Below are 20,034 nucleotides of genomic sequence, written 5' to 3' on the forward strand. Positions count from 1 at the left end.
ACAACGGACCCGCAGCTCACCCACAACGTCAAGCCACCCTGATCAGGCGACCTTCTTGGCCTTCTCAAGCGCCTCGGCGAGAGTCTCAAGCAACGGCGCACACTTGTCGTACGACAGAATCGGCTCCGGCGACCGAGCGATAACCTGCCCGGCCTTGACTGCGGGCAGCGCCTTCCAGGTGGCCTCCGTGATCGCCGAAGGCTGAATCGTCGAGGACCGGTCGTCCATCATGATGATGTCCGCCGGGTACTTGTCGACGTTCTCCCAGCTCAGCGACTCGAACCAGCCACCGCCCTGCGCTTTCGCACTCTCCGGCGGTTCGACGAAGTTCACGCCGAGGGCCTTGAAGTACTCCAGGTCGATGGAGAGGTTGGTGCCGGAGACGTAGAACAGCGCCTCGCTCGCGGAACCGGCCAGCACCTTGATCTCGGGCTTGGCCTTGGCGGCGGCGCGCAGCCGGGCGGCGGCGGCCTCGAACCTCTTCTTGGCGTCGGTGACCGCGGCGGCCGTCATGTCGGCGCCGAGGGACTCGGCCAGCTCCCACATGCGCTGGAGCGGGGTGGTCAGTTGACGGTCGTAGACGGAGAGGGCGACGCTCGGGGCGAGCTTGGCGATCTTGTCCTTGGAGGCCTCGGGGACGTACCAGAGGGTGCCGGCGGTGTCGAACGTCGTGGAGATGAGCACGTCGGGGGCGAGGGCGGCGTACTTCTCTACGTTGAACTCGTCCCAGACGTTGCCGAGGATCTCGACCTTGGTGATGTCCATGTCGCCGGCCTGGACGTCGGCCTTGCCCGCGGCGGTCCTGGTCGGGCCGAAGACGCCCTTGACCTGGATGCCGTAGTCGTGGAGGGCGGCGCCGACGCCGGTGAACGCGACGATGCTCGCGGGGATCTTGTCGAGGTTCACCGTGGTGCCGCGGTCGTCCTTGAAGGTCCACGGGCCGGACTTGGCCGAGGCGCTCGCCGACGCCTTCGAGCCGCCGGTGCTCGCGTCCTCGTCCCCGCAGGCGGCGAGTACGGCACCGAGGCCGAGGGCACCACCTGCGGCGAGGATGCCACGGCGGGTGGGACGAGCGGCTCTGGCGTTGGGCATGAGTCTGGCTACCTTCGAACGGGGTGGAGCACCACCCGGGGGCGAGTTCGAATGTAGGTTAGCCTAACCTTACTTATTGTCCAGAGGGGTGGGTCCGGCGGTCCGGGGTGGTCTCAGGGACGCCTCACAGCCCCAACTCGCGGGCGATCAGCATCCGCTGCACCTCGCTCGTGCCCTCCCCGATCTCCAGGATCTTGGAGTCGCGCCACATGCGGGCCACCGGATACTCGTTCATGAAGCCGTAGCCGCCGTGGATCTGGGTGGCCTCGCGGGCGTTGTCGACGGCGATCGTCGAGGAGTGCAGCTTGGCGATCGCCGCCTCCTTCTTGAAGGGCTCGCCGGACACCAGCCGGGAGGCCGCGTCGCGCCAGGCGAGGCGGGCGGTGTGGGCCTTCATCTCCATGTCGGCGATCTTGAACTGGATGGCCTGGTTGGCGCCGATCGGACGGCCGAACGCGTGCCGTTCCTTCGCGTACTTCACCGACTCGTCCACACAGCCCTGCGCGAGCCCGGTGGCCAGAGCGGCGATGGCGACGCGGCCCTCGTCGAGGATCCGCAGGAACTGCGCGTACCCGCGCCCCTCCTCGCCCACCAGGTTCGCCGCCGGGACGCGCACGTCGGCGAAGGACAGCTCACGGGTGTCGGAGGCGTTCCAGCCGACCTTCGAGTAGGGGGCGGCGACCGTGAAGCCCGGGGTGCCGGACGGGACGATGATCGCCGAGATCAGCGGCCTGCCGTCGGGCTGGCGGCCCGTCACCGTCGTGACCGTGACCAACCCCGTGATGTCCGTGCCCGAGTTGGTGATGAAGCACTTGGTGCCGTTGATCACCCACTCGTCGGTGTCCGGGTCGAGACGGGCCGTCGTCCGCGTCGCGCCCGCGTCCGAGCCGCCGTCGGGCTCGGTCAGGCCGAACGCGCCCAGCAGTTCCCCGGCGCACAGCCGCGGCAGCCACTCCCGCTTCTGCTCCTCCGTGCCGAAGAGATGGATCGGCATGGCGCCCAGCGAGACGCCCGCCTCCAGGGTGATCGCCACCGACGAGTCGACGCGCGCGAGTTCCTCCAGCGCGATGCCGAGGGCGAGGTAGTCGCCGCCCATGCCGCCGTACTCCTCCGGGAACGGCAGCCCGAACAGGCCCATGCGGCCCATCTCGCGGACGATCTCGTACGGGAACTCGTGCCGCTCGTAGAAGTCGCCGATCTTGGGGGCGACGACGTCGTGCGCGAACGCCTCGACGGTACGGCGGAGTTCTTCCAGTTCGGGGGAGAGACGGTGGTCCATGTCGGGTCACTGCTCCTTGTGGGGCTGTGTCGTGTTACCGAGGGCTCGGACGGTGCGGGACGGGCTGGGTCGGCCCAGTCGGTCGGCCATCCACTCGCTTGTGGCGACGAGACGGCCGAGGTCGACCCCGGTGTCGATGCCGAGGCCGTGCAGCATCCACACGAGGTCTTCGGTGGCGAGGTTGCCGGTGGCGGACTTGGCGAACGGGCAGCCGCCGAGACCGCCCGCCGAGGCGTCGACCGTGGTAACGCCGTGCTGGAGCGCGGCGAGGGTGTTGGCGAGGGCCTGGCCGTAGGTGTCGTGGAAGTGCACGCCGAGCACGTTCGTCGGCACGCCCTGTTCGTTGAGGGAGGACAGCAGTTCCAGGACGTGGCCGGGGGTGGCGACGCCGATGGTGTCGCCCAGGCTCAGTTCGTCGCAGCCCATGGCGCGCAGCGCCGCGCAGACCCGGACCACCTGGTGGAGCGGGACCGGCCCCTCCCAGGGGTCGCCGAAGCACATCGACACATAGCCGCGTACGTGCGCCCCCTCGTCCTTCGCGCGCCGCACGACCGGCTCGAACACGGCGAGCGACTCGTCCACCGTGCGGTTGAGGTTGGCCTTCGCGAAGGACTCCGTGGCGCTGGCGAAGACGGCGACGCGCCGCGCGCCAAGGGCCAGGGCACGGTCCAGCCCGCGACCGTTCGGCACGAGGACCGGGAGCGCCACCTGCCGCTCGCTCAGGTCGCTGACGAGCGGGAACAGGTCCTCGGCGTCGGCGAGTTGCGGCACCCACTCGGGGTGGACGAAGCTCGTCGCCTCGATCGTCGTCAGGCCCGCGTCGGCCAGCCGGTGGACGAACTCCGCCTTCACCGCCGTCGGCACGGTCGACTTCTCGTTCTGCAGCCCGTCCCGCGCGCCGACCTCGTGGATCCTGACCCGCGCGGGGAGATCGGGGGCCGGTACGACCATGGGGAGCGTCATTCTTTCTCCTCCTCCGCAGGGGTGACGACGGGTACCACGGGGGCGATGACGGCGAGGACCTGGTCCATGGCGACCGTCGTCCCCGGGGTGACGTCCAGTTCGGCGACCGTGCCGTCGTGCGGGGCGGAGATGACGTGCTCCATCTTCATCGCCTCCACCACCAGCAGACTCTGCCCCGCCGTCACCTCGTCCCCGACGGCCACCTTCACCACCGTCACCGTCCCGGGCATGGGCGCGGTCAGCGAGTCGACCCCCGCCCGCCCGCCACCGGACAGCGACGCGGCGACCGGATCATGATCACGCACCTGCCAGGCGTCGCCGTCGCGGCCGATCCAGGTGCCGTCCGGCAGGGCGGCGAAGGTGTGAGAGACGCCGTCGAGCCGGAAGGCGAACCGGTGGCCGGTCTCACGCTGCGGGGGCACGCCCCCGGACCCCTGGAGGGGTCGGTCCGCGCCGGGCAGGAGCAACTCCACCGAGCCGCCCGCCCCGCCGCCCGGCGTGCTGCGCACGCGCACGGTCACCGGCTCGTGGCCGGGCAACTGGAGGTGGTGGGGTGTCCAGGCCCGCTCGCCGCCCAGGCGCCAGCCGTCGGCGGCGGCGAAGGGGTCCGCCCAGCCGGAACGTGAGCTGGCGGCGGACCCGGAGTCGTCGCCGGGCGCGAGCGCGCCGTGGCGCAAGAGCGCCGCCGCCGCGTAGACCTCCGGCGGCACCGTGTCGGAGACCAGCTCGTCCACCACCCGCTCCACCAGCCCCGTGTCCAACTCGCCCGCCGCCACCGCCGGGTGGGCGAGCAGGCGGCGTAGGAAGCCCGCGTTGGTGGGGACGCCCAGGGTGACCGTGGACGCGAGGGCCGCGCGGAGTTTGCGCAGGGCTGTGGCGCGGTCCGGGCCGTAGGCGATCACCTTGGACAGCATCGGGTCGTACAGGCTGCCCACCTCGGTGCCCTCGGTGAGCCCGGAGTCGGTGCGGACGCCGTCGCCCTGCGGCTCGTGGAGTCGTAGCACCGTGCCGCCGGACGGGAGGAACCCGCGCGCGGGGTCCTCGGCGCAGATCCGGGCCTCGACGGCGTGGCCGGTCAGGCGGATGTCCCGCTGGCCGAAGGGCAGGGCCTCGCCGGCCGCGACCCGCACCTGCCACTCCACCAGGTCCAGGCCGGTGACCAGCTCGGTCACCGGATGCTCCACCTGGAGGCGGGCGTTCATCTCCATGAAGTAGTACGACGACACGGGGGGTTCGGGGGGCGTCCCCCCGACAGGCACAGTGGTGCCCGGCACGATGAACTCGACCGTGCCCGCGCCCCGGTACCCGCAGGAGCGCGCCGCCTGGACGGCCGCCTCGCCCATCGACGCGCGCGTGGCCTCGTCGAGGAACACGCTCGGCGCTTCCTCGACGACCTTCTGGTGCCGGCGCTGGAGGGAGCACTCGCGCTCGCCGAGGTGCACCACGTTGCCGTGGCCGTCGGCCAGGACCTGGATCTCGATGTGCCGGGGCCGGTCGACCCACCGCTCGACGAGGAGCGTGTCGTCGCCGAAGGAGGCGCGGGCCTCGCGGCGGGCGGCGGCGATCTCCTCCTCCAGCACGGACAGGTCCCGCACCAGCCGCATGCCCTTGCCGCCGCCGCCGGCCGACGGCTTGAGCAGCACGGGCGCGCCCAACGCGTGGGCGGCCTCGGCCAGTTCGGGGTCGCGCCCGCCGGGAACGACCGGCACCCCGGCCGCCGCCACGGTCTCCTTGGCGCGGATCTTGTCGCCCATGAGGGCGATGGCGTCGGCGGGCGGCCCGATGAAGACGAGCCCCGCGTCGGCGCACGCGCGCGCGAAGGACGCGTTCTCGGCCAGGAAGCCGTACCCCGGGTGGACGGCCTGCGCGCCCGTGCGGGCGGCCGCGTCCAGCAGCCGCTCCACGGACAGGTAGCTCTCGGCGGCCGGGGCCGGGCCGAGCCGGACGGCCGTGTCGGCCTCCCGGACGTGCCGCGCGTCGGCGTCCGCGTCGGAGAAGACGGCCACCGACCGCACCCCCAGCGCGCGCAGCGTGCGGATCACGCGGACGGCGATCTCGCCCCGGTTGGCCACAAGCACGGTGTCGAACATCAAGGCTCCCCTCCTCACATCCGGAAGACGCCGAACCGGGGTTCCCCCAGCGGCGCGTTGGCACAGGCGGTCAGGGCCAGGCCCAGCACCTGCCGGGTCTCCAGCGGCTCGATCACCCCGTCGTCCCAGAGCCGGGCGGTCGCGTAGTAGGCGTTGCCCTGCTGCTCGTACTGGGCGCGGATCGGGGCCTTGAACGCCTCCTCCGCCTCGGCCGGCCACTCCTCGCCGCGCGCCTGCGACTGGTCGCGCTTGACGGTAGCGAGGACGGACGCGGCCTGCTCGCCGCCCATGACGGAGATCTTGGCGCCGGGCCACATCCACAGGAAGCGGGGCGAGTAGGCCCGGCCGCACATCGAGTAGTTGCCCGCGCCGTACGACCCGCCGATGACGACCGTCAGCTTCGGCACGCGCGTGCACGCCACCGCCGTCACCATCTTGGCGCCGTGCTTGGCGATGCCCCCCGCCTCGTAGTCCCGGCCGACCATGAAGCCGGAGATGTTCTGGAGGAACACCAGGGGGATCCCGCGCTGGTCGCACAGCTCGATGAAGTGGGCGCCCTTCTGGGCGGACTCGGAGAACAGGATGCCGTTGTTGGCGACGATGCCGACCGGGTGGCCGTGGATCCGGGCGAACCCGGTGACCAGGGTCTGCCCGAACTCGGACTTGAACTCCTGGAAGCGGGAGCCGTCGACCACGCGCGCGATGACCTCCCGTACGTCGTAGGGGGTGCGGGAGTCGACGGGCACCGCGCCGTACAGCCCGTAGGGGTCCACCTTGGGTTCGACGGACGGCCGCACCTCCCAGGGGAGCGGTCCGCGCGCGGGGAGCGTGGCGACGATGTTGCGCACGATGCGCAGCGCGTGCGCGTCGTCCTCCGCGAGATGGTCGGTCACGCCCGACACGCGCGCGTGGACCTCGCCGCCGCCCAGCTCCTCGGCGGTGACGACCTCGCCGGTGGCGGCCTTCACCAGCGGCGGCCCGCCCAGGAAGATCGTGCCCTGGTCGCGGACGATGACCGCCTCGTCGCTCATGGCGGGCACGTAGGCCCCGCCGGCCGTGCACGAACCCAGGACGGCCGCGATCTGCGGGATGCCCGCCCCTGACATCCGGGCCTGGTTGTAGAAGATCCGCCCGAAGTGGTCGCGGTCCGGGAACACCTCGTCCTGCATGGGCAGGAAGGCACCGCCGGAGTCGACCAGGTACAGACAGGGCAGGCGGTTCTCCAGCGCCACCTCCTGGGCGCGCAGATGCTTCTTCACCGTCATCGGGTAGTACGTGCCGCCCTTGACCGTGGCGTCGTTCGCGACGATCACGCACAGCCGCCCGGCGACCCGCCCGATCCCGGCGATCACCCCGGCGGCCGGGGCCTGCCCCTCGTACAGCCCGTCGGCGGCCAGCGGCGCGAGCTCCAGGAAGGGCGACCCGGGGTCCAGGAGGGTGTCCACCCGGTCCCGGGGCAGCAGCTTCCCGCGCGCGGTGTGGCGGGCCCGCGCCTTCTCCCCGCCGCCCAGTCGGGCCGCGGCGAGCTTGCCGCGCAACTCCTCGACGAGGACGCGGTGCGCCTCCTCGTTGGCCCGCCAGACCTCCGACGCGGGATCGGCCGCGCTCGTCAGCTCCGGTGCCTGCTCCATCCTGCGGCTTCCCCTCACCCGGTGAGACCCGTGAATCGGCTGTGCTCGGTCGCTCTCGGCTGTTAATGAGCGTTAACCATTTCCTTCAGGTTAACGACCGCTAACGTCCCTGTCTAGAATCACTTTCATGGCCACGAGAACCGACGCCCCCACCCGCCGCGAGCAGATCCTCAAGGAGGCCGCGCGGCTCTTCGCCGAGCGCGGGTTCCACGGCGTCGGGGTGGACGAGATAGGCGCCGCGGTCGGCATCAGCGGCCCGGGGCTGTACCGGCACTTCCCGGGCAAGGGCGCGATGCTCGCCGAGCTGCTGGTCGGCATCAGCGGCCGGCTGCTGACCGGGGCGAAACGGCGCGTCGGGGAGGCGGACGGCGGGCCCGCCGGGGCGGTCCTCGACTCGCTCATCGAGGGCCACATCGACTTCGCCCTCGACGACCGCCCGCTGATCACCCTGCACGACCGCGAGCTGGACCGGCTGCGCGACAGCGACCGCAAGCTGGTGCGCCAGCTCCAGCGCCAGTACGTCGAGCTGTGGGTGGAGGTCGTCCGCGAGGTGTACCCGGCGCTGACCGAACCGGCGGCCCGCTCCGCCGTGCACTCGGTCTTCGGCCTGCTGAACTCGACCCCGCACCTGGGCAGGCCGGGCGCGCTGCCGGGCCGCGGGGTCACGGCGGAGCTGCTGCGCCGGATGGCCAGGGGGGCGTTCGCGGCCGCCGGGGCGTGACGAGGGTTACCCCGCTCCCACCCTGGACGGCTTCCCTACTCGCCGGTACGGTTGTCTGAGCAAGCGCTTAGATGGCGAAGTACGCGATGCGGGTACCTGGAGGTGGCGGACAGTGCGCCGTACGGTGTTCAACGAGGACCACGAGGCGTTCCGGGAGACCCTCCGGGCCTTCATCGAGGCCGAGGTCGTCCCCGTCTACGACGAGTGGTTCGCCGCCGGCCAGGCGCCGCGCGACTTCTACTACAAGCTCGCCGAGCTGGGCGTCTTCGGCATCCGCGTCGACGAGGAGTACGGCGGCGCGGGCATCGACTCCTACAAGTTCGAGGCCGTCCTGTACGAGGAGACCGCCCGCGCGGGCGTGTCCTTCGGCGGCTCCGGTGTGCACGTGCTGCTCGGCCTGCCGTACATCAAGCTGCTCGCCACCGACGAGCAGAAGAAGCGCTTCCTGCCGAAGTTCGTCTCCGGCGAGGAGATGTGGGCGATCGCGATGACCGAGCCGGGCACCGGCTCCGACCTCGCGGGCATGAAGAGCACCGCCAAGCTCTCCGAGGACGGCACGCACTACGTCCTCAACGGCTCCAAGACCTTCATCACCGGCGGTGTGCACGCCGACCGCATGATCGTCTGCGCCCGCACCGCCGCGCCCTCCGCCGAGGACCGCCGGCACGGCATATCCCTCTTCGTCGTCGACACCAAGGCCGAGGGCTACTCGGTCGGCCGCAAGCTCGACAAGCTCGGCCTGAAGACCTCCGACACCGCCGAGCTGGCGTTCGTCGACGTCAAGGTGCCCGTCGAGGATCTCCTCGGCGAGGAGAACAAGGGCTTCTACTACCTCGGCCACAACCTCGCCTCCGAGCGCTGGGGCATCGCCTACGGCGCGTACGCGCAGGCCAGGGCCGCCGTCCGGTTCGCCAAGCAGTACGTGCAGGACCGCGTCGTGTTCGGCAAGCCGGTCGCGCACTTCCAGAACACCAAGTTCGAACTGGCCGCCTGCCAGGCCGAGGTGGACGCGGCCGAGGCCGTCGCCGACCGCGCCACGGAGGCCCTGGACGCGGGCGAGCTGACCCCGGCCGAGGCCGCCAGCGCCAAGCTGTTCTGCACCGAGGTCGCCCACCGCGTCATCGACCGCTGCCTCCAACTGCACGGCGGCTACGGCTTCATGAACGAGTACCCGATCGCCCGCCTGTACGCGGACAACCGCGTCAACCGCATCTACGGCGGCACCAGCGAGATCATGAAGTCGATCATCGCGAAGGACATGGGCCTGTAAGCACGCAGGTCTGTGAGTTCAGGGCCGGTAAGGACATGGTTCTGTAAGGTTCCGGCAACTGCGCGCCGGTAGAAATGACCACCATGAGCCAGGCACTTCTCGATCTCCTCGATCTGCTGGACCTTGAGCAGATCGAGGAGAACATCTTCCGCGGCCAGTCCCGCTCCGCCGTCGTCCCCCGCGTGTTCGGGGGACAGGTGGCGGCGCAGGCGCTGGTCGCCGCCGGGCGGACGGTCCCCGCCGACCGGCACGCCCACTCGCTGCACGCGTACTTCCTGCGCACCGGCGACCCGGGCGCGCCCATCGTCTACAACGTCGAGCGGATCCGCGACGGCCGCTCCTTCACCACCCGCCGCGCGGTCGCCGTCCAGCACGGCCGGCCGATCTTCACGCTGTCGGCGTCCTTCCAGACGTACGAGGACGGCCTCGACCACCAGACGCCGATGCCGCCGGCGCCGGACCCGGAGACCGTCCCGACCGGCCAGGAACGCCTGCGCGGCTACGACCACCTCGACCCGGGCATCGTCGAGCGGTTCATCGAGGCCCGCGAGGCGATCGACCTGCGGTACGTCGACGAGCCGCCGTACGGGAAGTTCGGCGCGCCGCGCGAGCCGCGCAGCCAGGTCTGGTTCCGCACCAACGGCAAACTCGCCGACGACCCGCTGCTGCACGTCGTCCTCGCCACCTACGTCTCCGACATGACGCTCCTCGACTCGGTCCTCCTCGCGCACGGCCGCGGCGGCTGGGCGGTCGGCGACGTCGTCGGGGCCTCCCTGGACCACGCGATGTGGTTCCACCGCCCGTTCCGCGCCGACGAGTGGCTCCTCTACGACCAGGAGTCGCCGTCCGCGTACGGCGGCCGGGGCCTCGGCCAGGCCCGCATCTACACCCAGGACGGCCGGCTCGCGGTGTCGGTGATCCAGGAGGGCGTGGTCCGCGTCCCCCGCGACGGCTGACGTCCTACAGGCCGGCCGCCGCCAGCAGGTAGGCGATCATCGGGTCGTAGTGGCGCGGGCTGACGACGTGGTCGTCGAGCGGGACCGCCACCTGTACGGTGCCCTCGGCCTCGGCGATGAACAGCGCCGGGTCGTTGCAGTCGGCGTACCCGACGGAGTCGACGCCGTGCTGCCCCGCGTACCCCGCCCAGCCGTGGTCGGCGACGACCAGGTCCGGCAGCGGGCGGCCCGCGCGCTCCAGCGCGGTGAGGATGGCCTTCATCGGCTCGCCCGAGTGCGTGTGCCACAGGGTCGCGCCGTGCTCCAGGACGGCCACGTCCGCGACCTGCCAGACGTACCCTTCGTCCGTCTGCAGCCCCTCCGGGATGACGACGATCTCGCAGCCCGCCGCGCGCAGGGCGGCCGCCGTGGCGCGGTGCACGTCGAGCAGGCCGCCCGGGTGGCCGGTGGCGCACAGCACCCGCTGACGGCCCTCGGCGGCCTTGCGCAGCCGCGCCGCCAGCCGGTCCAGACCGTCGACCGTCAGCTCGGGGTCGATGGTGTCCTGGCCGTGGCGGTGCCCGGGATCGTCGTTCACGCCGACCCGCTCCGCCATCACCGCGAGCACGTCCTGCTCGTCGCTCCAGCGGTCGCCGAGTTCCAGGCCGAGCCAGAAGTTGCGGACGCCGTTGGCGAGTTGGCGGTAGTGGGAGAGGTTGTTCTCGCGCGGAGTGGCGACGTCCCCGGCGATACGGGTGCTGACGAGGTGGTCGACGAGTTCGGCGCGGCTGGGCGTCCCGGGTATCGGCATGGTCCCATTGTGAGGCAGCGGACAGCGGCCGTCTTCGCTGTTCCGGACGCTGCGACACGCGTCACTCAGCCCTGTTTCAGCGCGAACCACAGCTCCATCCGTACGTCCGGATCGTCCAGGTCCGTCCCCAGCAGGGCCGCGCAGCGGGCGATCCGCTGCCGCACGGTGTTGCGGTGAACGGCCAGCGCCACCGCCGTACGGTCCCAACTGCCGTGCAGGGAGAGCCAGGTGCGCAGGGTCTCGGTGAGCGGCGGCGCGAGCGGGGCCAGCAGCGTACGGGCGTGCGCCTCGGCCTCCTCCTGCGGGATGAGACCGGTCAGCCCCGCGCGGTCACCGTGCCGTACCAGGGGCGCGCGGGTGGCGCGGGCGCGGGCCAGCGCGCGGGCCGCCTGACGGTCGGCGAGCGCCCACTCGCGCGGCGCGACGACGGCACTGACCCCCAGCGTCCACCCGCCCTGCGGCTCCGCTCCCGTTCCCGTCTCCGCTCCCGTCTCCGCTCCCGTCTCCGCTCCCGTTTCGGGTCCGGCCGGGACCAGGATCCGTACGACGTCGGAGCCGGGCGCGAGGTCGACCAGCGGGGACCCGAGCGCGGCGCCCAGCGCGGCGGCGGCGAGGGCGTCGGGGGCGTGGTCGTCGGGCCGCGCGTGCACGACGAGCCACCGCTCGCCGCCCAGCAGCGGCGCCACCTCCTCGGGCGCGCCGCCCAGCAGCAGCCGCACCAGCGCGGCGGAACGGGCCGCTCCCGACCCGCTCCGCTGCTCACCGGTGAGGAGGGCGAGGAGGACGGCGGCGACCGAGGCGATGGTGTGATCACCGGGTTCCCGGCGCGGGGCCGCGACCCCGAGCACGAAACCGCGCCCCGCGCCGAGCGCGTAGGCGGCGAGGTGGGCGCCGGCGGGGGTGGTGTCGGCGGCGGTGGCGAGGGGCGTCGCGGGGGCACGGCGGGTGAGGAGACGGGCGAGCGCGGCGAGCGGGACGTCCACCGCAGGTGCCCCGCCTGCTCCCGTGACCCCTCCCGCCGCCGCGATCGGTGTTCCGTCCGGTCCGTACAGCACCGCGCGCCCGCCGATCCGCTGGGCGAGCTGCCGCAGGACGGCCGGGACCGGGTTAGGGCGGGCGGCGGCCGCCGCGAGGCTCTGCTGCGCCTCGGTCACCCGGCGCAGCTCGGCCGTACGGGCGCGCTCCACGAGCTGCCAGACGGCGCGGGCGACGGCCGCGAAGGTCGTCCGGGGCGGCACTTCGAGCAGCGGCAGCCCGTGCGCCTCGCAGGCGGCGACCAGCGCCCTCGGCACCGTGTCGTGCACCGGCGCCACCCCGAACCCGAGGGCCGCGCCGCCCGCCGCGACGATCCGCGTGACGTAGTCGTCGAAGTACGTCCCCGACCCGACCGCCGCCGGAATGTGCACGCCCGCCGTCAGCAGCAGCTCGCCGCCCAGCAGGTACGGGTACGGGTCGGCCATCTCCGACGTGTGCGCCCCGTGCAGCACGACGCCGGCGGCCTCGGCGGGCGGCCCGGCGATCTGCCGCAGCGCGAGATCCTCACGGGCCAGCAGGGCGGCGAGCGGGACGGGCGGTACAGGCTGGACGGGCGGGGGCGCGGGGGCGGCGGGCTGCTTCGGCATGGCGTGTGTGCGTTCCCTCCATATCATGGCTCATGAGTGGATGAAACGTACACTTCGCACTCGCTTTCCGGCCACCTAGGGTCGGTGCTCGTCCGTAGACGCGTAAGAAAGAAGGCATTCGACCGTGAGCAGCAACGAGACGCCCCGCGGCCCTGTCGACTCCTCCCGGATCCCGCGGTACGCCGGGCCCGCCACCTTCGCCCGGCTGCCCCGGCTCGACGAGGTCGGCCGGGCCGATGTCGCCGTGGTGGGCGTGCCGTTCGACTCGGGCGTCTCGTACCGGCCGGGCGCCCGCTTCGGCGGCAACGCGATCCGCGAGGCGTCCCGGCTGCTGCGCCCCTACAACCCGGCGCAGGACGCCTCCCCGTTCGCGCTGGCACAGGTCGCGGACGCCGGTGACATCGCGGCGAACCCGTTCAACATCAACGAGGCCGTCGACACCATCGAGGCGGCGGCGGACGAACTCCTGGGCGCCGGCGCGCGGTTGATGACCCTCGGCGGCGACCACACCATCGCGCTGCCCCTGTTGCGCTCGGTCGCGAAGCGGCACGGCCCGGTCGCCCTGCTGCACTTCGACGCCCATCTCGACACCTGGGACACGTACTTCGGCGCGGAGTACACGCACGGGACGCCGTTCCGGCGGGCGGTGGAGGAGGGCGTCCTCGACACGTCGGCGCTGTCGCACGTCGGCATCCGCGGCCCGCTGTACGGCAAGCAGGACCTCACGGACGACGAGAAGATGGGCTTCGGCATCGTCACGTCGTCGGACGTCTACCGGCGCGGCGCCGACGAGGTCGCCGACCAGTTGCGTCAGCGCATCGGCGACCGCCCCCTCTACATCTCCATCGACATCGACTGCCTCGACCCGGCGCACGCGCCCGGCACGGGCACGCCGGAGGCGGGCGGCATGACGTCCCGGGAGCTGCTGGAGATCCTGCGCGGTCTGGCCGGCTGCAACCTGGTCTCGGCGGACGTCGTCGAGGTGGCCCCCGCGTACGATCACGCGGAGATCACGTCGGTGGCCGCGTCCCACACGGCGTACGAACTGACGACGATCATGTCCCGCCAGATCGCGGCGGCGCGTGAGGCGGGCAAGGAGAACGAGGGCAAGTGACCCACGACCACGACCTGGTGCTGCGTCCGACGGAGGCGCAGATCGAGGCAGCGCTGAACCCTCCCGCCGGCCGCACCGGCGGAGACCTGGTCGTGGAGACGCTGTCCGGGCTCGGCGCGACGACCGTCTTCGGCCTGCCCGGCCAGCACGCGCTGGGCCTGTTCGACGCCCTGCGGCGCTCCTCCCTCCGCTACATCGGCCTGCGGGTGGAGAACAACGCGGGCTTCGCGGCGGACGCGTACGGCAGGATCACGGGCGAGGCCGCGCCGCTGCTGCTGTCGACGGGGCCGGGCGCGCTGACGTCCCTGGCGGCGCTCCAGGAAGCCGCCGCCGCCTCCGCTCCCGTGCTGGCGATCAGCAGCCAGATCCCGACGCGGGGGCTGGGCGGCGGGCGCCACGGCTACCTGCACGAACTCCCCGACCAGTCGGCCTCGTTCCGGGGCGTGGTGAAGTCGGTCCACCTGGTCCGTACGCAGTCCCAGATCCCGTCGGTGATCGAGGCGGCCTGGAAGTCGGCGCTGACGGCTCCGCACGGGCCGGTGTGGGTGGAGATCCCGCAGGACGTCCTGCTCGCCGAGACGTCCATCCCGGTGGTGACGGGCGGCGACGCCTTCCCGGAGGAACTGCCCCCGCGCCCCGAACTGACGGCGCTGGCGGCGCACTTGCTGTCCACGGCCGAGCGTCCGGCGATCATCGCGGGCGGCGGAGTGGTGCGGTCGGACGCGTCGGGCAAGCTGCGGCGGTTGGCGGAGCGACTCCAGGCCCCGGTGGTGACCACCTTCGGCGGCAAGGGCGCGTTCCCCTGGAACCACCCCCTCTCCCTCCAGTCCTGGCTGGAGGACCGCCACACGACGGACTTCCTGGAGGACGCGGACGTCCTGCTGGTGGTGGGCTCGGGCCTGGGTGAACTGTCCTCCAACTACCACACGTTCAAGCCGCGCGGCCGGGTCGTCCAGATCGAGGCGGACCTCGGCAAACTGGAGTCGAACCACCCGGCGCTGGGCATCCACGCGGACGCGAGGCCGGCACTCCAGGCCTTGCTGGAAACGGTGGAGGCGCGGGTGGACGACACGGCGGAGGCCCGCGTCAAGACGCTCCTCGCGAAGGTGACGGACCGCATCGCCGCGCAGGAACGAACCCTGGAACAGGGCCTGTTGGCTTCGATCCGCAGCGCGCTCCCCGCCGACTCCCCGTCCTTCTGGGACATGACGATCCTGTCGTACTGGGCCTGGTCGGCCTTCGACCCCAAGGCCCCCAACACCATGCACTCCGCCCAGGGCGCCGGCGGCCTCGGCTACGCCTTCCCGGCGGCGCTGGGCGCGGCGGCGGCCGACCCGACCCGTCCGGCCCTCGCGGTCTCGGGCGACGGCGGCGCCCTCTACTCGATCGCCGAACTGGCGACGGCGAAGCAGTACGCCCTCCCCGTCACCTGGCTGATCATCGACGACGGCGGCTACGGCATCCTCCGCGAATACATGACGGACGCCTTCGGCGAGCCCACGGCGACCGACCTGACCCGCCCGGACTACATCGCCCTGGCCGAGTCCTTCGGCGTACCGGCGACCCTGACGTCCCCGGAAACCCTGGAAACGGACCTGGCCACGTCCCTGTCCGAGCCCGGTCCCTCGGTGCTCGTACTCCCGGCGGTCCTACGGATGTTCGCGCCCACCCACCTGGACTGACCGGTAGGGTCCCGGCATGTCTGATGTGAATGGATCATCCGGTTCTGGTCCTGGTCCTGGTCCCGGGCCTGTCACCGGTGACGATGTGCAGTACGCGGTCCGGCTGGCCGTCGCCGCTCTCCGGAGCGCGGACGGGGCCGACTGGGACGTCAACGCCGGTTCTCTGGAGTGGAGTTGCTGGGAGACCGTCGAGCATCTGGCCGACGACCTGTTCGCCTACGCCGCTCAACTCGGGCCCGAGAAGCCGCCGTTGGACACCGAGGTGGCGTTCGTATGGAGCCGGAAGCGGCCCGGTGGGCCGTCGAACGTCATCTTCGCGGATCGGGCGGCCGGGGCGGGCGGGCTGGTTCAAGTGCTGGAGGCCTGTGGGGCGTTGCTGACCGCCATGGTGCGGACGGCCGCGCCGGGTGTCAGAGCGCATCATGGCTTCGGGGTCTCCGACGCCGAGGGGTTCGCCGCCATGGGGGTCGTCGAGACGCTGGTGCATCTGCACGACGTCGCCGAGGGCCTCGGGGTCGGGTGGACGCCGGATGCCGGGCTGTGCGACCGGGTGCTGGCGCGGCTGTTCCCCGACGCCCCGACCGGCACCGACCGGTGGCCCACCCTGCTCTGGGCCACCGGCCGAGGCGAGATCCCGGGTCACGCGCGCCTGACGCGGTGGCGTTGGTACGGCGCTCCCCGGGGCGAGCAATAAAACGGGGTGAAGCGGGGTGAGGCGGGTCAGCAGGCTCCCGGGCCCACGCCGTCGATCCGGCCGCCGAAGTCGCCCTGGTAGCGCGAGCGGTAGTCGCCGTTGAAGACGTCCCGCTTCTCGACCGGACCCCAGTTGATGAAGCAGGCGCGGGTGCTGGCGACGAAGGAGCCGACGTGGTCGTGGAGGAAGGGCGGCATGTCGCGGTAGCCGCTGCGGGCGGTCCACTCCCAGGTGCTGCCGCCGAAGCCCTCCCCGCTGTAGAAGCAGACCGAGCCGTCGGGACAGGAAGGCGCCGCTGCCGCCGCGGCTTCCTGGGCCGGCAGGGCGAGGGCGGTCAGGGCGAGGGCGGCGGCGAAGGACCAGGCGCGAAGCTTCATGAAGGTCTCCGGGAAAGAGGAAGCGAAAGGGGGATCGGAATCGCCTCGGCTGTCGCCTCGGCGCACCCCATGCTTCCGGCCCGGCCCGCGACATGCCCGGGATGAAGATCCACATCGCCGGTGTGAGGGAATTCGTCGTTCGATATGGAAAACCCGATATGGAAAGTCCGATACGGAAAGACGGGGGCGAACGGCGCAGGGCCCTCCCGGAGTTGCCGGGAGGGCCCTGTGCTGGTGTCTGCGGTTGTCGGCTGCGGTGGCTGCCGTAGCGCGTCCTACCAGATCGACTCGACCCACTCCGGGTGGTCGATGAACGGGTTGCGGTTGTGCTGGTAGGTGTCGTAGATGGTCTGGTTGCGCTTCTCCTCGAAGGCGCTCGGCGGGTCCTCGTCGTTCCACTGCTTGAGGACGGACAGCTTGCCGATGTACGGGTTGCTGCCGTTGTTGACCTTCTCGTTGGGCTCCAGGTCGGCGAAGCCGTCGCCGCCGTCGTAGCGGACCGCCATGTAGAGGATCATGCGGGCCACGTCGCCCTTGTCGGCGTCGCGCGGCTCGAAGGAGTCCGAGTCGACGAGGCTGCCGCCGCCGCCCGAGACCGTGCTGCCGCCGTTGTCGAAGTCCAGGTTGCCGCGGATGCTGTTGACCTGCACGTCCGCGGGCCGCAGGTGGTGCAGGTCGGTGCCGGGACCGGTCACCTCGCCGAAGTCGCCGTGGGACTTGGCCCACACGTGCTCGCGGTTCCAGTCGCCGAGGTCGCCGCCGTTGAGGGACTTGCTGCGCGAGACGCCGCTGTACAGCAGGATCACGTTGCTGCTGTTGTTCGGGTCCTGGTCGGTGACCTTCAGCGCGTTCCAGACCGCGGAGTACGAGATCTTCGTGACGTTGGCGCTGATGATCGTATGCAGGGACGACTTCAGGCTCGTGCCGGACTTGCCGACCGCGTCCTTGTAGTACGTCGAGTCGTACGCCGTGGTGGTCGCGGCGGCGGGGGTCGCCGTGAGCGCGGGCGCGGTGAGGCCGACCAGGACGGCAGTGGTGGCAAGCGCCACCGACTTCCATCGGCGTATGCGTGTCGCCAGCATGTGGGGTGTCCGATCTACGCGGGTGGATTGGAGGCGGCAATCGGGAGAGTGACATGCACATGCGGTCGTGACAATGAATCTGACATGTCGATCAGATGACGGGAACGGGCAAATTGCCCCAGGTCTACGCGAGTTGACATGACGCGACGGCAACGAAACGGCCCCTGACAGGAGAGTCAGGGGCCGTTGGTGCTGAGCCGGTCGAGGTGCCGGTCGGGGTGCCGACCGCGGTGCCGGTCGAGGTGAGGATCAGCTCACGTCGGAGGGGTCCAGCCGGTAGACGGTGGAGGTGTTGGAGGTGGTGCCGGAGGTGCCGGATTCCGAGCTGGACGACGTTCCGGACTCGGAGGTCGTGGCGGACCCGGAGTTCGACGACGTGCTCTTGCTGTACTCGCTCTCCTTCACCGCCGTCCCGTTCTTCTGCACCCAGGTGGTGAGTTCCTGGTTCAGGCTGTTGTTGCCGCCCATTCCGCCGCCACCGCCCATGCCGCCGCCGAGCTGGATGTAGTGCAACTCGCCCTTCTTCACCAGTTCCTTGAGCTTGGCGAGCGTCATCGCCTGGTCAGAGCCGGTGAAGCCCCACATGGAGATGACGGGCTTGCCAGTGCTCAGGATCATCTGGCCAGCGCTCTGCGAATTCGACACCGCGATCAGCCACTTGGCGCCGTCCTGGTGCTTCTCCAGGTACGAGATGAGTCCGCTGTCGGCGCCGCCCATACCGCCGCCGCCACCGCCCATGCCGCCTCCGCCGCCACCGGGCCCACCGCCGGTCCCACGCTCACCCTGGGTGCCGCCACCGGGCAACTCCCCGCCGGCACCGCCCTGTTGGCCGCCCTGCGGGATTTCCCCGGTGCCGCCACCCGGCGTCATCTGACCGCTGCCGCTGCCGCCGGGGAACTCCCCGCCCGCCTGGCCGCCCTGCTGCGTGCCGCCCTGCGTCTGGCCACCGGGACCACCGTTACCGCCCCCGCCGTTGCCGCCACCGTTGCCGCCGAAGCCGCCCCGGCCACCGCCACCGCCGCCGCCGGGACCGCCCATGCCGCCCCCGGTCGAGGGACCCGCGGTCGGGTTGACGCCGCCCATCATGCCGCTGGTGGAACCGAACGCGGGCGAGACGGCGTACGCCGTCGGACCCGCGAGGGCCGCCACGATCGCCGCGGCGACGGACACCCCGAGCAGCCGCAGCCGCGTACCGGAGCCGGCCGACCGCAGCACGAACAGCCCCACCACGGCGAGCACCATGGCCACGCCGATCACCGGCCACAGCCAGGTGTTCCACCCGCTGGCCCGGCGCAGCAGCACGATCGCCCAGCCGCCGGTGACGATCAGCCCCGCGGGCAGCACCCACGACCACTTCGCGTCGCCGCTGCGGAAGGCGCGCCACAGCATCACGCCGCCGCCCCCGCACAGCGCCGCGATGCCCGGGGCGAGCGCGGTCGTGTAGTACGGGTGCATGGTGCCCTCGGCCATGGCGAAGGTCAGGTAGTGCAGCACCAGCCAGCCGCCCCACAGCACCAGCGCGGCACGGGTGAGGTCGGTGCGCGGGGCGCGCCCGCACAGCACGAGCCCGGCGACCAGCGCGATGCCCGCGAAGGGGATCAGCCAGGAGATCTGGCCGCCGAGGACGTCGTTGAACATCCGTCCGATGCCGGCGGTCCCGGCGAAGGTGCCGCCGCCACCCCCGCCGCCTCCGCCGTTGCCCTCGCCGCCGAGGACCCGGCCCAGCCCGTTGTAGCCCATGATCAGGTCCCAGGCGCTGCCGTCCGTCGAACCGCCGATGTAGGGACGGTCCTCGGCGGGCACCAGCGAGACCGCCGTCGCCCACCAGAAGCTGGCGACGGCCAGCGCCACCGCCGCGAGCGCGAGGTTGACGGCCTTCTTCTTCCACCCCAGCTTCGACGCGTACACGTACACGGCGAAGACGGCGGGCAGGGCGATGTAGCCCTGGAGCATCTTGGTGTTGAAGGCGAGCCCGAAGCAGACGGCGGAGCCGATGAGCGGCAGCAGCCGGTCGTCGCGGGTGGCGCGCAGCGCGAGGGCCGCGCCCGCGACCATCAGCAGGACGAGGATCGTGTCCGGGTTGTTGTCGCGGTTGATGGCGACGGTGATCGGCGTCAGCGCGAGGACGAGCGCGGTGATGGTGGCCGCCACATGCCCGAAGACCCGCTTCACGGACGAGTGCAGGATCCAGATCGTGCCCAGCGCCGCCGCGATCTCCGGGGCCATCATCTGCCAGGTGCCGAACCCGAAGATCCGGCAGGACAGGCCCATGATCATGAGCGCGAAGGGCGGCTTGTCGACGGTGATGAAGTTCCCGGCGTCGAGCGAGCCGAAGAACCACGCCTCCCAGCTCTTCGTACCGCTGTAGATGGCGGAGCTGTAGAAGCTGTTGAGGCTGTTCGACGACAGGTTCCAGCCGTAGAGCACGGCCGCCAGGGCGAGGATCGCGAGCAGCGCGGGCAACGACCAGCGCGGCGCCTTGCCCTCGGGCGGCGCCAGACCGGCAGCCGCCGGCGGCGCCCAGTCCGCGGGCACGGGGGACGCGGGAGACGCCAGGGAAGCGGGGGACCCGGGGGGCGCGGTCGGTCGGGGGAGTGGATCGGTGGCTGAGGTCACCCTGCGATGCTGTACGCCGGTTGTGGGTGGTCGCTGTGCCGAAGCTGGCCGCGAC

At 71.8% G+C, this 20,034-nt stretch carries 16 protein-coding genes; 6 read left to right on the forward strand and 10 right to left on the reverse strand.

The features are described 5' to 3' along the window. Window positions 1-42: 42 nt before the first annotated feature. The 5 genes from BMZ82_RS07230 to BMZ82_RS07250 form a co-directional block, all read right to left on the reverse strand. Entirely contained in the window at window positions 43-1,092 is a 1,050-nt protein-coding gene (locus tag BMZ82_RS07230; RefSeq protein ID WP_093772856.1) for an ABC transporter substrate-binding protein, read from the reverse strand. A 124-nt stretch (window positions 1,093-1,216) separates the two neighbouring features. Then, window positions 1,217-2,371, reverse strand: a complete 1,155-nt coding sequence (locus BMZ82_RS07235) for an acyl-CoA dehydrogenase family protein (RefSeq protein WP_093772858.1) — start codon at window positions 2,369-2,371, stop codon at window positions 1,217-1,219. Window positions 2,372-2,377: 6 nt separating this feature from the next. After that, window positions 2,378-3,334, reverse strand: coding sequence for a hydroxymethylglutaryl-CoA lyase (locus BMZ82_RS07240; RefSeq protein ID WP_093772860.1), 957 nt, complete (start codon window positions 3,332-3,334; stop codon window positions 2,378-2,380). Continuing rightward, window positions 3,331-5,424, reverse strand: a complete 2,094-nt coding sequence (locus BMZ82_RS07245; RefSeq protein WP_093772862.1) for an acetyl/propionyl/methylcrotonyl-CoA carboxylase subunit alpha — start codon at window positions 5,422-5,424, stop codon at window positions 3,331-3,333. Before BMZ82_RS07245 ends, BMZ82_RS07240 begins: the two co-directional genes overlap by 4 nt. A 14-nt stretch (window positions 5,425-5,438) precedes the next feature. Beyond that, a complete protein-coding gene (locus tag BMZ82_RS07250; protein WP_093772864.1) occupies window positions 5,439-7,055 on the reverse strand; it encodes a carboxyl transferase domain-containing protein in 1,617 nt (538 codons plus the stop codon). A 127-nt stretch (window positions 7,056-7,182) separates the two neighbouring features. On the opposite strand from BMZ82_RS07250, the gene BMZ82_RS07255 reads away from it, so the two are divergent. The 3 genes from BMZ82_RS07255 (at window position 7,183) to BMZ82_RS07265 (ending at window position 10,002) form a co-directional block, all read left to right on the forward strand. Continuing rightward, a complete protein-coding gene (locus BMZ82_RS07255; RefSeq protein WP_093772866.1) occupies window positions 7,183-7,776 on the forward strand; it encodes an SACE_7040 family transcriptional regulator in 594 nt (197 codons plus the stop codon). A 112-nt stretch (window positions 7,777-7,888) separates the two neighbouring features. Beyond that, window positions 7,889-9,046 (forward strand): acyl-CoA dehydrogenase family protein, encoded by a 1,158-nt coding sequence (locus BMZ82_RS07260; protein WP_093772868.1) that lies wholly within the window; start codon window positions 7,889-7,891, stop codon window positions 9,044-9,046. 83 nt (window positions 9,047-9,129) lie between these two features. Then, window positions 9,130-10,002, forward strand: coding sequence for an acyl-CoA thioesterase (locus BMZ82_RS07265; protein ID WP_093772978.1), 873 nt, complete (start codon window positions 9,130-9,132; stop codon window positions 10,000-10,002). 4 nt (window positions 10,003-10,006) lie between these two features. Here the strand turns inward: BMZ82_RS07265 and BMZ82_RS07270 are convergent, their stop codons facing one another. After that, the gene (locus BMZ82_RS07270; RefSeq protein ID WP_093772870.1) at window positions 10,007-10,792 is read right to left on the reverse strand and encodes a phosphatase; all 786 of its coding nucleotides are present in this window, start codon (window positions 10,790-10,792) and stop codon (window positions 10,007-10,009) included. A 65-nt stretch (window positions 10,793-10,857) separates the two neighbouring features. Beyond that, the gene (locus BMZ82_RS07275; RefSeq protein WP_093772872.1) at window positions 10,858-12,414 is read right to left on the reverse strand and encodes a PucR family transcriptional regulator; all 1,557 of its coding nucleotides are present in this window, start codon (window positions 12,412-12,414) and stop codon (window positions 10,858-10,860) included. A gap of 124 nt (window positions 12,415-12,538) precedes the next feature. Here BMZ82_RS07275 and speB point away from each other — a divergent pair, with 124 nt between their 5' ends. From speB to BMZ82_RS07290, 3 genes are read left to right on the forward strand one after another with little or no spacing between them, the layout of a single operon-like run. Beyond that, window positions 12,539-13,528: an agmatinase gene (gene speB, locus BMZ82_RS07280; RefSeq protein ID WP_093772874.1), complete on the forward strand. Its 990-nt coding sequence runs from the start codon at window positions 12,539-12,541 to the stop codon at window positions 13,526-13,528. Next, a complete protein-coding gene (locus tag BMZ82_RS07285) occupies window positions 13,525-15,210 on the forward strand; it encodes a thiamine pyrophosphate-binding protein (protein ID WP_093772876.1) in 1,686 nt (561 codons plus the stop codon). The genes speB and BMZ82_RS07285 overlap by 4 nt, the downstream gene beginning before the upstream one ends. A gap of 16 nt (window positions 15,211-15,226) precedes the next feature. Next, on the forward strand, window positions 15,227-15,904 hold the full coding sequence (locus BMZ82_RS07290) for a DinB family protein (protein WP_093772878.1): 678 nt from the start codon (window positions 15,227-15,229) through the stop codon (window positions 15,902-15,904). Window positions 15,905-15,930: 26 nt separating this feature from the next. Here BMZ82_RS07290 and BMZ82_RS07295 read toward each other — a convergent pair whose 3' ends face one another. From BMZ82_RS07295 to BMZ82_RS07305, 3 genes are all read right to left on the reverse strand, one after another. Next, the gene (locus BMZ82_RS07295; RefSeq protein WP_093772880.1) at window positions 15,931-16,281 is read right to left on the reverse strand and encodes a peptidase inhibitor family I36 protein; all 351 of its coding nucleotides are present in this window, start codon (window positions 16,279-16,281) and stop codon (window positions 15,931-15,933) included. 275 nt (window positions 16,282-16,556) lie between these two features. Then, window positions 16,557-17,363: an endonuclease I family protein gene (locus BMZ82_RS07300; RefSeq protein ID WP_093772882.1), complete on the reverse strand. Its 807-nt coding sequence runs from the start codon at window positions 17,361-17,363 to the stop codon at window positions 16,557-16,559. A gap of 249 nt (window positions 17,364-17,612) precedes the next feature. Beyond that, the gene (locus BMZ82_RS07305; protein ID WP_093772884.1) at window positions 17,613-19,979 is read right to left on the reverse strand and encodes a mannosyltransferase YkcB-related protein; all 2,367 of its coding nucleotides are present in this window, start codon (window positions 19,977-19,979) and stop codon (window positions 17,613-17,615) included. Window positions 19,980-20,034: the final 55 nt, after the last annotated feature.

Source organism: Streptomyces sp. yr375, assembly GCF_900110755.1.
Lineage (GTDB): Bacteria > Actinomycetota > Actinomycetes > Streptomycetales > Streptomycetaceae > Streptomyces.